Annotated in this window: 5 protein-coding genes; all 5 read right to left on the bottom strand. The window is 37.7% G+C overall.

Going from position 1 to position 13,289, the window contains the following annotated elements; all coding sequences use genetic code 11:
- Positions 1–374: 374 nt before the first annotated feature.
- A complete protein-coding gene (locus tag NU887_RS15710) occupies positions 375–1,274 on the bottom strand; it encodes a hypothetical protein (RefSeq protein ID WP_258424331.1) in 900 nt (299 codons plus the stop codon).
- A gap of 41 nt (positions 1,275–1,315) precedes the next feature.
- Positions 1,316–2,242 (bottom strand): IS1595 family transposase, encoded by a 927-nt coding sequence (locus NU887_RS15705; RefSeq protein WP_258424330.1) that lies wholly within the window; start codon positions 2,240–2,242, stop codon positions 1,316–1,318.
- Between the two features lie 1,250 nt (positions 2,243–3,492).
- Positions 3,493–10,248: a fibronectin type III domain-containing protein gene (locus tag NU887_RS15700; RefSeq protein WP_258424329.1), complete on the bottom strand. Its 6,756-nt coding sequence runs from the start codon at positions 10,246–10,248 to the stop codon at positions 3,493–3,495.
- A 624-nt stretch (positions 10,249–10,872) separates the two neighbouring features.
- On the bottom strand, positions 10,873–12,351 hold the full coding sequence (locus tag NU887_RS15695) for a pectate lyase family protein (RefSeq protein WP_258424328.1): 1,479 nt from the start codon (positions 12,349–12,351) through the stop codon (positions 10,873–10,875).
- 328 nt (positions 12,352–12,679) lie between these two features.
- Positions 12,680–13,289: LamG-like jellyroll fold domain-containing protein (locus tag NU887_RS15690; protein WP_258424327.1), on the bottom strand; the 610-nt coding region annotated here is incomplete at its 5' end.

The following is a 13,289-nucleotide window of genomic DNA, read 5'->3' as shown; positions in this document are numbered from 1 at the left end:
GAAGGAAGCAATCTTGAATAATAGCTTAATTTTAAACTACATAAATAATATTTATTTGTAGCGTAAAAGTACATTTTTTCATTTGTTTAAAGCCTTAAATTTTGGTTTTATTAATCCAAAATGGAGTAAGACTTGAAAGGCATAAAAAGGGAATAGATAAGAAGAAATTTGTGTAGATTTAATGTCGTTAAAATTAAAAATCTTTCACCGAAGTCCTACTTTCGATGATAAATTTTTCCTAGCTTATATTAAACTTGAATTCATTACCAATTAAGGTTTTTAGGATTTCGATACTCCCTTCTTATTGAAGCTTTATTTGATCATTAACACAATAATTATCAGCTATTTACATACTAGTTTAGCGGTATTATACTTTAATCTATTATTTTTTCAATTATAGGACTTAAAATATCGGCAATCATTTTTTGCCCATCTTTGTTTAAATGAATGCCATCGGAGAAGTACTCCTCTTTTAAAACGTCGATATCTTTGACCAATTTAATGTTGTTTTCTTTACAAAAATTAATAATTTTTTCTCCTTCTGCATTGTATTTTCTTTTTTTCCATTCATTTCTCTCCGCATGCAGATAAACAATTAATGGAATTCTTTTTGCTACACAGTATTCTAAAAAAAACTTCCATCCGGGATTCAATTCTGAAGTTTCCTTCAAAATATATTCTTTTTCTTCATAATTGTTGTTTAATCCTGTTTTTATTTTGGGGAGTAAGAATCTCCTGCTAAAAGCCATCAAAGCAAATTTGTCATTTTTCCCAGGTTTAACTGGATTTATGTTAACCGTAGGTTTAAAATCCATGACATCTCCTGCATCATGGCTATTAAATACAAGACATATTAACTGAGCATCAAAACCACCATGTTTTTTTATGAATTGCATGCCATTATCTGGCCCCCAACTTCCTGAAGAAACATTAAGTACCTGGATTGAATCTCCTAAATTAGATTGAATGATTGTCGAAGCTAATTGCTCATTTGAATTTCTGTTCCCTCCATTTATAACACTATCTCCTATAAGTAGTATTTTTCTTTTTGAATTGTCAATATCACCGCTTCTCATTCCAAACGAATTGGTAAAGAAATAATTCCTGTAAACCATCCTTTTTTGATTGGGATGATGTATGTATTCATAGTCAACATCCTCCCTGTAAGTAGGTAAATCATGTAGTCCATACCACCGTAAAATTAATTCAACTGAAATTATACTTACGATTAGAAGAAGAAAAAAGTATTTGAAAATTTTCATGTTCTTTTTCATATAATAATGGAATTTATTAACTAAATTTTTATAAAAACTGACTATTCGGAATGTTGCACATACGGGTAAATAGAAGTTACAATTAATCTGTTGAACAATTTTTCTCCAAAGTATCTTCTGTTCAGTTTATAGACAAACTCATTTAGGTAATTCTGTAAATACTTTTCACTGACCATATGATATATTCCTAATAGGTTCTTTTTTAGGTTACTTATTGCTACATGTACCCAGTTTAAATCTCCTGATGTGGAATCCGGAGATGATTTAACCTTAACATGTTCTTCTACAAGTCTTTCAAGGTTGTAATATGCACTGTTTTTATCGGTAAAAAGGACCGATTTTGGAGTCACTGTCTCTGCAACAAACTGTTCTACAGATTCTTTGGTCACATCCTGAAGTACTCTCATTTTAAAGAATCCACAATGTCGGCTTTTAATGCCCGAATCAGGGTCCTCAAGCGGAGTGGATTCCGATGCCACTGCTACAATCGCATGATTTTGGCTTCCCTTGCCACGTTTGAGACGTTTTTGGACTTCATGCTGGGTTGCTTTTCTAACATAGGCTTCATCATATTCTACTATACCTTTAAGAAAATACAAATCATCTCTTTTTCCCATTACTGATCTTATCTTGTGCATGAGATTAAAAGCCGTCTCATATCTTTTCAAACCTAATTGCCTTTGAAATTCAAGACAAGAAAACCCTTTTTTGGTAGCTGACATCAACAGAAAAGCGGTAAACCAGGTGTGTAAAGAAAGATTACTCGACTCCATTACTGTACCGGATTTAAGAGAAGATCTTCTTCTGCATTTGCTGCACTCAAAAAACTTCCTTCCACTGAACCAATAGTGTTTTGAGATACATTTACACGTCTTACAATAGATGCCGGTATTATCCCGATAGGTTTTTAAGAAAATCTCACAACTTTCCTCGTTTGGAAAATGATTAATAAATTCAAAGATGTTCATGGCTTTGCGTATTTTTAACCAAGAAACATCAATAAAATAAACTCAGAAAGTCATTGACACTAAATGACAAAGATTATTTTTCTAAATGCAAGGTTTCAAAGAGTGATGAAACAAGAATATAATTTACAATTTTGTTTTTTGAAAAAAGGATAATCTTTTTTTCAAATTCAGATTTATCCTTTTTTTTTGTCTATCCTCATCGTTTGACAAAAGGATTAACATCCGAAATATCCATTATATCAATTACCTTTCAACGGAATATTCTTTTTAAAGAATATACACGAATTAGTTGAGTTAATTTTGGAAATACTTATTCGTAGTCATATAGTTGGATTCCTTCAAGCTACTTTTTAAGGTTATTAATTCCTTTATGAACCCATTTAAGGGATTCGTTACAAATTCCCTAATCAGATATCACCACATATTGTCTGTCCACTACATCCGAAATATCCAAGTATGCTGTGTTTTTGTTTGTGAACATTACTATTTTTCCCTTAAATTCTTTTTATGAATTTGTTAACATGTTCTGGATAGATTTTTCCAAGAACCTTCATTTTAAAATATCCGCATGCCTCGATTTTCTCAAACAAATCAGGGTTTCCCTTTGGAATGGATTCAAGGGCTACCGAAATATTTATTTACCTCCGGCTTCTAATTCCCCTTTTGAGATTATCTTTAACCTGTTTTTTTGTCGTCTTTTCCACAAAAAAAGTCATCAAAATCAACTATGCCTATCTATTGGTATTGAAAATCTGTTTCGCTCTTCATGGCCTTGACTTTATTCATAAGCCTGAAAGCGGTTTCAACTCTCTAAAGTCCAATCTGCCTTTTGAATTCGAGAAAAGAAAGTCTTTTTTGAGTAGCTGTCATAAATCTAAACGCCGAAAGGCTTGTATGGAGAGAAATTTTTTTTTACCCCACAGTTCCGCTTTTAAGTGATCTTCTCATTTTGCATTTTCTGCATTTAAAGAGTTTTTGTTATTAAAACAATATAGTTTAGTTTTATGAATCTAAAGTTTTACACATCATAACTTAATTTTCACTGTTTTCTTTGATTTAGATCCCATATTTAGACTCAGCAAAGGATACAGCATGAATTCAAATATAGTCATATCATTTCTTATTTTACTACAAGAAACGCTTTTTAAAACACAACAACAAATCTATGAAACTAATTATTAAAATTTTTTAAGGGCATTTATTAGGAATCATATATTTTTTTTTATTATGTCAGATTCAATTTATTTATATTATTTTTTTAATACCTTTTTACTCTCGAGTACTCCAAATCCTTGAATTTTGATGACATACATTCCTGAAGGTAATCCCGGAGGAATAATGATGATTAGGTTTTCGTCGATTCCATCCACTTTTTCCTCGAATACAGATAATCCCTTGTTATCGAAAATATGGATGAATACCTCTCCCTCAATAGGCCTTGAAAATTCAAGGGTAATTTTATCTTTGAATGGATTCGGATAAGTTTTTATGGTAACAGGGGAAATATTCGCTTTGATTAAATCCCCATCTTCATTAATTGTAAATTTCCATATTTCCGATTCACTTGAAGGTCGTTTACCATTTGCAATTACTTTCCAATAATACGATTTGCCTATTTCAAGGCTGTCTACCCTGAACTTTGTTTCTAAAATTTGTGAGAAGCGTATTACTTGGTTGGTAAAAGTGCTGTCTAAAGCTAACTGCAACTCATAGAATTCAGCATCCGTCACGGTTTCCCATTCAAACTCAACAGAGGCCGTATCAACCTCCGCGCCCTTTGTCGGACTTACCAGGAGAGGTGAGTCCAAATCAGGAAGAGGCAAGGTAATGAAGTTCCAAACTGAAGAATATGGACTTGTACCTACAATATTGATCGCCCTTACCCTCCAGAAATAAACCTCATTGGGTTCAAGACCATCAACTGGGACTTGGTCAGTACTGACGGTATTGTTATCAAAAACAATAGCCTGACTAAAATTGGAATATTTGGAAACTTGTACCTGATACCTTTCGGCATCAATGACTGTTTTCCATCCAAGGACAACTTCCTCGAAGTTCATAAGTGTGCCTGAACTTGGGCTCAGCAAAATAGGTGCAGTTGGCGCTTTCAGTGGCTTTTCAGTGGTAAACTCCCATGTGGAGGAAAAGGCACTGTTGCCTGCGGCGTTGCTCGCCCTGACCCTCCAATAATAAATGATGCCTTCCTCAAGATTCTCGAGAGTAAATGAGGTTTCGGAAATATTGCTTTGATCAATCAAATTTTGGGAAAAATCCTTTGTTTTGGAAACTTGTAATCTATAGGTAACTGCACCCAAAGTACTTTCCCAAAGCAAAGTGGAATTTAACCCCAGATCCTTCTTCCCATTTGATGGGCTAAACAGTACAGGGACATCAGGAAGGGCAAGGGTTTCAAATTTCCATATCTCTGAAAATCCGCTGTTTCCTCCTTCATTGGAAGCGTAAACCCTCCAATAATAGGTGACTCCATTCTCCAAGTCGCTGATATCAATTGATTCAGTTTGGATTCCTGTTATGTCTACCTGCTTCATTGTAAAATCCTGACTTTTTGAAATTTGAATGCCATAGGACATTGAGCCTTCAGATTTGGTCCAGGTGAATGTAATCTTTCCGGTCAAACTTACAGATTCATGGTTTGGTCCAAGTAATGTAGGGGAAGCGGGAGGATTGATTTTTTCTTTAGTGGTAAAAGACCAAACCTGAGAGTATGGACTGCTTCCTGCTGAATTGGAAGCCTTGACTCTCCAATAATATTGACTGCCTTCTTCTAATCCTGATAGGACAAACTCATTGGCGGTAAGACCGCTGTTAGAATTGATCAATGAACTGAAGTCTGCATTTTTGGAAAGTTCTAAGGTGTAGCCTTCTGCACCTGTGACAGTAGACCAAGATAATTTCAAGGTAGTGGCCAAGCCTGTACTCTTATCAGAAGGATTGATCAAAGTCGGTGCTACCGGAGCTATTATTGAAATTTTTGTCTGGAAACTCCATGCTGAAGAGAAGTTGCTGATTCCTGCTTCATTTGCTGCATTGACCCTCCAATAGTAGGTAACCCCCTCCTCGAGGCTATTGACTTGAAAAGTATTTCCTGTCAAAGTTGCATTGTCGATTAGTATGGTACCAAAACTGCTTTCTTTCGAAATTTGGATGCGATAAGTCTTTGCATCGGTTACTGCATTCCATTGCAAGCTTGTGTTAGTAGAAACATCTTTTGCTCCATCAAGAGGGCTCAATAGAGTTGGTACCTCCGGAGTCAAAAGAGGCTTGATGGTCTTGAAAGTCCAAACGGTCGAGTAGGGGCTGCTTCCTGCGGAATTTGTTGCCCTTACCCTCCAATAATAGGAGGTATCTTCCTGAAGTCCTGAAACAGTAAACTCGTTTGTTTTCAGACTGTTGTTGTTGGCTACCAATGAACTGAAATCTGGGTTTTTAGAAAGCTCTATCGTGTAGGTTTCTGCATTTGCGACAGCAGACCAAGATAATTTCAAGGTGGTTGCCAAATCGGTGCTTTTATCAGAAGGATTGATCAAAGTCGGTGCTACCGGAGCTTTTAATGAAATTTTTGTCTGGAAACTCCATGCTGATGAGAAAATGCTGTTTCCTGCTTCATTTGCTGCATTGACCCTCCAATAGTAGGTAACTCCCTCCTCGAGGTTATTGGCTTGAAAAGTATTTCCGGTCAAAGTTGCATTGTCGATCAGGATGGTACCAAAACTGCTTTCTTTCGAAATTTGGATGCGATAAGTCTTTGCACCAGTCACGGAATTCCACAGTAAACTTGGTGAAAGGCTTAGGTCTTTTGCTCCATTGGAAGGACTGAGGAGTGTAGGGACCGCAGGCACCACAATCGGTTTGACAGTCCTGAAAGTCCAAACAGTAGAGTAGGGGCTGCTTCCTGCGGAATTTGTCGCTTTTACCCTCCAATAATAGGAGGTGTCTTCCTGAAGTCCTGAAACAGTGAACTCGTTTGTTTTCAGGCTGTTGTTGTTGACTACCAATGAACTGAAATCCGGGTTTTTAGAAAGTTCAATGGCATAAGTTTCTGCATTGGCCACAGGGTTCCAAGTCAGTATTATGCTAGTTGCCAGGCCGGTAGTGTTGTCAGCTGGACTGCTGAGTGTAGGGATGGCAGGTGCCAAAATCTTTTCAGCAATCGAGAATTGGATTGAAAGGGGAGTGCCTTTGATTCCTCCAAAATTAGGTTCTGAATAGGGTACAGCCTCCAACGAATATGATCCTTCTGGTAAAATTCTCCCATTATAATTGCCATTGCTGTCTCCAAACAAGGCATAAGGAGCCACATTTTCTGTGATAGTGGCGCTGACAGGGCCTGAAATACTGATGGCTACACTACCAACGGTTTCTGGGTTGGTGTTGACACGGATATTTAAATTCAACCCCAAAACCTGATTGATATCCAAAATACTGCCGTTTGTAAGTTCGAGGATATCGGTATCCGAGTCCGCATTGACCAATGTAAATTGGGCAATACCCAATGCCGCAGGGGAGGAAACGGTAATTTCAGAAATAGCCGTAAAATTTCCATCCTCCGATGTGGCGGTAATCAGGGCGGCACCGCTTTTTATTCCAGTTACCAAGCCAGTAGGGCTTACACTTGCAATACTTGAATTGGAAGAAGTAAATGAAACTGTTTTATTGTTTGCATTGATAGGTAAAACCGTAGCTGACAATTGCAATGTTTTGGAAACTTCCAAGTCGGCTTTTGTCGGATCAATAGAAATTCCGGTCACAGGTATGACTTCGTTTGTAGGTGGCTTCGTTGTGAAATTCCATGCTGAAGAAAAGCTGCTGTTTCCGGCTTCATTGGTCGAACTGACTCTCCAATAGTAAGTCAAGCCTTCCTCAAGGTTATTGACCTGGAGAGAATTTGTAGTTACCGAAGTATTGTCGAGAAATAGAGTAGCAAAGTTGCTTTCCTTTGAAACCTGGACGCGATAAGTCTTGGCACCTGTCACGGCATTCCACTGCAAACTTAGGGAAAGGCTTAGGTCTTTTGCTCCATCGGAAGGACTGAGGAGTGTCGGGACAGCAGGCACCACAATCGGTTTGATTGTCCTAAAAGTCCAAACAGTAGAGTAGGGGCTGCTTCCAGAGGAATTTGTTGCCCTTACCCTCCAAAAATAGGTGGTATCTTCCTGCAGTCCAGAAACAGTAAATTCGTTTGTTTTCAGGCTGTTGTTGTTGATCACCAAAGAACTGAAATCCGGATTTTTAGAAACCTCAATACCATAAGAATCTGCATTGGCAACTGCGTTCCAAGCAAGTTTCAAGGTAGTGGACAATCCCGTACTATTGTCAAGTGGACTTGAAAGTTTAGGACTTGCAGGTGCGGAAATTTTTTCTCCGATAGTAAATTTGACAGTCATTGGATTCCCCTTAGTTCCGCCTAAATTGGGTTCTGGGTAAGGTACAGCTTCCAAAGTATATTCACCCGCCTGCAATAATTTTCCATTATAATTCCCCCTGTTGTCACCGAACAATGCATATGGAGCAACATTCTCTGTAATGTTTGCATTGACAGGACCTGTTAAACTCAAAGCAACGCTACCCACTAATCCTGGATTGGTGTTTACCCGGATATTCAGGTTCAATCCCTCAATTTCATTGATATCCAGATGATTTCCGTCGGATATACTCCCGATATCAGAATCGGAATCGGCATTTACCAAGGTAAATCCGGAAATACCCATTGGCACATTGGTAGCCACGGTGATTTCGGAAGTGGAGGTAAAATTCCCGTCCTGCGATGAGGCAGTAATCAAGGCTGTCCCGCTTTTTATTCCTGTTACCAACCCTGAAGGGCTTACACTTGCAATGCTTGGGTTAGAAGAAATCCAGGAAACAGTTTTATTGCTTGCATTCGAGGGTAAAACTGTGGCGTTGATTTGTAATGATTTAGAAATTTCTATACTTGCTTTTGTAGGATTAAGGGTAACACCTGTTACAGAAATCACTTCGGTTGTAGTATTTACTTGAGTGGAAAAAGTCCATGCCTCTGAAAAGTTGCTACTTCCGGCCTCATTTGTTGCCCTGACCCTCCAAGCAAAGGAGGAACCTGGCTCAAGGTTTTTAACCTCAATGTTTTGTCCAGTCAAATTGTAAATATCATAAACCATCGAGGAAAATGTGGCGTCTTTAGCAACTTGTACACGATAAGTTTGCGCACCTGTCACTTTGCTCCATTCCAGTAGCAGAGTATTTGGAAGGTCCTTACTTCCGTTGCTAGGATTAATAGGTTTTGGGATTTCCGGTACCGATAAAGGCTGTAGAGTTTTGAAATTCCAAACCGAAGACCATGAACTTGTTCCTGTATTGTTTTTTGCCCTGACCCGCCAGTAATATTGGGTATTATCTTCCAGATTTGGAACAGCATATTGAAGGGAAGTCAAATTTTCTACATTGGTAACCAAGGTGCCAAAATCTTGGGTTTTGGAGACTTGTATTTGATAACTTTGTGCATTAGAGGCACTTTTCCATTTCAGTGGAGTGGTTTTAGCAATCCCAACGGCATTATTCAAGGGACTTTCCAATTGGGGGGTAGAAGGGGCAACCACAGCGTCTGGTTCAGAAATATGCTTGACAAGACCATTGATATATACTTCAATATTGGTATAGCTACTACTTAGCTTATAGCCATTGTGATCAGCCAAATTCGGATTCAATCCATTTTCAGCTTCCCATACATCCGGCATCCCATCCCGGTCAGTATCCTTTGGAGCCGGTAATGATTTTAAAACAGGCCATCCACCCACGTCTTTTTGGGAGTCGATGATGCCGCCTGTGCTTCCATTGGATCCTTTGTATGTAAAAGTTCCGGTTCTGGTTTCATTAATAATCCTTAGATCTACTGGGTCTCTGTATAAACTTGCTCCTGCAAAATCGAGCACCTTTTGATAAGATTCCTGTGCTGATTCTTCAAATTTATAGATATCACTAGATATTGTGAAGGGTGTCGTTACTTTTACCTGATTGATAAATTCATTGTGAAGTTCAGCGTTTTCCAACCTCACGCCATTCCAATTGTCGAAGTTAATCGCAGGATTGCCCTCTAATAAATTACCCTTAACAAAAAACTTACCGTATGAATAGGAGCTTCCATTTCCGGTTCTCTGAGGGTTCAAAATAAAATCGACTCTATTCCCTTCGGCAGCGGGTCCTTTTTTATAGTAGTTGTTGATCAGATTAAAACTACCTTCAGCCCCATTGGAAGAAGCCCTGCTATGCCAGTTGTAGATAACGTTGTTCCGAAAATCCACAATGCCCCTCCAATCCTGAATTTCCTGTAGGCTATTATAAAGCCCAGTGTGGTCAAACATGGTCATTCTTTCAGTTGCGTGAGCTATCAAGTTATGATGCCAAGATACATCTTTGCCACCGGTTATCGATCCATATCCATGAAGGCCTTTGGAATGCACACTATTGTTCAAAGCTTCTGAAATTATCGACCACTGCATTGTGAAGTTCTTAACCTTATAGAATGTTGCAACCTCGTCGGTTGACCATGAAAAGGTACAGTGGTCAAAAATGGCATTGTCCATATAAATGCCATAGGCGGCTTGATTCTCTTTTCCGGACATATCTCCTGGTCTGAATCGAATGAATCGGACAATAATGTTGTGCATATTGGCAAAATTCAGCCAATAATTGGCTACGGTAATGCCTTCACCAGGAGCGGATTGGCCTGCAATGGTAACATTAGGGTTCCTTACATTAATTGAACTTTCCAAATAGATTGTGCCCGAAACCTCAAAAACAATTATCCTTGGTCCTATTGCTTCCAATGCCCACCTTAAACTCCCAGGTCCACTGTCATTAAGGTTGGTCACAATATATACTTTGCCACTGCGTCCACCCGAAGTATATTTTCCAAACCCTTCCGCACCCGGAAATGCAGGGATAGTGGTGTTTTGGGCAAAGGCTATTTGGGCAAATAACCAAAGGGTAATCCAAATAAAACTAAATTTCATATATTACTAGGTTGTTTATTGTAAAAACCAAATGGGTACAACCATTCCTTCCATTTTTTAAGAAAGGAAAAGAAATTATTTTTCTGAAGGCTTTTAGATGGGTGATTAAGCTTTCAGGTTTGATTAATTTGAAATAAATTTTATAAAATAAACACTTGAATCAAAAATTGATATTTATATAACAGTTTTTGAGTGAATGATGGCAAAAAAATGAGGATCAAAATATAACCAATTATGTAGGTACAAATATTCCCTCTTGGCTGGCTGAGTTGAGTGTAGAGACTTAAATTGACTAAAAAGTTCACTTTTCATCCTCCATAGGAACATTGGATATTAACCAAACTGTGCTAGATTTCCAGAAGAAACACTTAACCAAAAAGAAAAAAACATCCTCCTATATTTAAATCAAGTTAGATTGATATTTTTCAAAACCTATATTGTTAATCTATAATAACGGGCAATATCACTTTTATCGGGACTAATGGTCTAGCACAAAATCCAACATTGTCAAATATTTCATTATTTAATCTTTCATCCAAGCCTATGAACTTCATCTTATGTTTAACAAGTTTTTAAATTGATATGCTATTTTTTAATTTATAAAGAATCACTTAGCAGCCTTTCTCAATTATCCATTAAGTGATTTACCAAGCTGTTTAAATAAACTTCAATGTTTGTATAGTTAGGATCCAAATCAAAAAATCGTGCATCCCCTTTTTCTGGATTTAACCCCATTTTTACTTCCCAAATATTGGGCATACCATCTCTATCAGAATCTTGAAGAGGAGGAAGGGACTTTAATTCAGGCCATCCACCGACATCGATTTGGCTATCAATTATTCCGCCCTCACTACCTTTGGAGCCAAGAAAAGTATGAGTTCCTGACTTTGTTTCATGGATAATTCTTTTATCAACTTGATCCCGATGAAGGCTAGCTCCTGCAAAACTGAGTACTTTTTCATATGATTCCCTAGCTGTTTCCTTAAAAGAATAAATTCCATTTGGAATATAGAAAGGCTCCGAAACCTTTACTTTTCTAAAAAACTCATTATGTAAAGGAGTATTTTCAAGCCTAACGCCGGACCAGTTGTCTTGAGTGATTTTTTCGTTTCCTTCAAGGATATTTCCATCTACGTAAAACTTGCCATAAGAATAGGTGCTTCCATTTCCGGTTCTCTGAGGGTTCAAAATAAAATCGACTCTATTCCCTTCTGAAGCGGGTCCTTTTTTATAATAGTTGTTGATCAGATTAAAACTACCTTCTGCCCCATTGGAAGAAGCCCTACTTTGCCAGTTGTAGATAACGTTGTTCCGAAAATCTGATATGCCCCTCCAATCCTGAATTTCCTGAACGCTTTTATAAAGCCCGGTGTGGTCGAACATGGTCATTCTTTCAGTTGCGTGAGCAATCAAATTATGGTGCCAAGAGACGTTTTTGCCACCAGTTATTGATCCATATCCATGTTTTCCTTTGGAATGCACACTGTTGTTCAAGGCTTCTGAAATTATCGACCACTGCATGGTGAAGTTCTTGACTTTGTAGAATGTTGCAATCTCGTCGGTTGACCATGAAAAAGTACAGTGATCAAAAATGGCATTTTCCATATAAATGCCATAGGCGGCTTGATTCTCTTCTCCGGATACATCTCCAGGTCTGAATCGAATGAATCGGACAATAATGTTGTGCATATTGGCAAAATTTAGCCAATAATTGGCAACGGTAATACCTTCACCAGGAGCGGATTGACCTGCAATGGTAACATTAGGGTTCCTTACATTAATCGAGCTTTCCAAATAAATTGTGCCTGAAACCTCAAAAACAATTATCCTTGGTCCTTTTGCTTCCAATGCCCACCTTAAACTGCCTGGTCCACTATCATTAAGGTTGGTCACAATAAAAACTAATCCCCCACGTCCACCTTTCGTGAATTTCCCGAATCCTTCGGCACCAGGGAATGAAAGGGTTTTGGTAGAATCCATATTGTAAGATATTTGCGAAAATGCTGTTGAGCTTGCAAAGAAAATCATAACAATCAGTTTATTCAAAGCTATGCTATACTTAAGCTGCAAATTGAGGTTGAACAAAGTGATAAGTTTATACATATTTGAGGAATTGTATGTCGAAGTTATTGGACAAACTATCTTTGAAATAGTTGAGATACAGGAAAATTATCTTTATTTTAAACTTCATGAATAAATGTAAAATAATATTTAAACTATTTTGTTGATTATTGCTCCTTTAATAAGTATATGGGACTAACATTGGTTTTCTAATTTAACCCGAAAATATTCACGTTGATTGCACTTTATCCTCCTTTTTGGATTAATTATTAATTTTATAAGAGTTGATTGAACTGATCAAAACAAGGAATATAAAGCAAAAAAACAAGGGTATTTCTTCCTTGTTTTTTTAATCTATGGCTTATTTTTTTTATTTCTTCAGAAACTTAAATACCTGTTGGTTACCGTTGGTATTGACCAGTAGGACATGGGTACCGGGTTTTAAGCTCAGTTTAGAAATATCCAACACCAAGGTTCCGTTTTCATTTTCAAATTCTTGGTCCAAAAGCAGAATGCCCTTCATGTCAAATATACTTACCTGTACCCGGTCTTCCTGAAAATTAGAAAGTTTAAGGTTGATCAGATCGAATACAGGATTTGGGAACATCCTTGTAACCCCTGGTCTATCTATTTCTTGGGTATTTTTTTCGAGAGCTGAATTATTTTCTTGAGAGTTTTCTGATCCACCTTTTATGACCGGATTGTCATTTGTTCTAAAAGCTCCTCCTGAATTTGCCAAATTTAATATTTCGGCACTGCTGAGTGCTCTTCCGTACAGCCTGACTTCATCAAGGTCACCGGTCCACCTATTAATACCGTCCCAAGCGCCAATTTGCAAATTAGTGGTATTAGGTCTGATGGTCACAGGAGCGTATGTTGCTGAATTGTCTTCCACACCGTTGATATACATGGTAGTTTTTGTTCCGTCGAAGGTAACGGCGACATGCATCCAAGTTCCGTTGGTAGGGTAGTTTTGGTTG

The organism is Aquiflexum gelatinilyticum (assembly GCF_024741135.1).
GTDB lineage: Bacteria > Bacteroidota > Bacteroidia > Cytophagales > Cyclobacteriaceae > Cognataquiflexum > Cognataquiflexum gelatinilyticum.
This window is presented reverse-complemented; position numbering and strand designations above follow the sequence as displayed.

What these genes read in the sequence shown, in the direction of transcription:
- NU887_RS15695 (WP_258424328.1), bottom strand. Translation starts at nt 12,351, where the DNA reads ATGTATAAACTTATCACTTTGTTCAACCTCAATTTGCAGCTTAAGTAT.
- NU887_RS15700 (WP_258424329.1), bottom strand. Translation starts at nt 10,248, where the DNA reads ATGAAATTTAGTTTTATTTGGATTACCCTTTGGTTATTTGCCCAAATA.
- NU887_RS15710 (WP_258424331.1), bottom strand. Translation starts at nt 1,274, where the DNA reads ATGAAAAAGAACATGAAAATTTTCAAATACTTTTTTCTTCTTCTAATC.
- NU887_RS15705 (WP_258424330.1), bottom strand. Translation starts at nt 2,242, where the DNA reads ATGAACATCTTTGAATTTATTAATCATTTTCCAAACGAGGAAAGTTGT.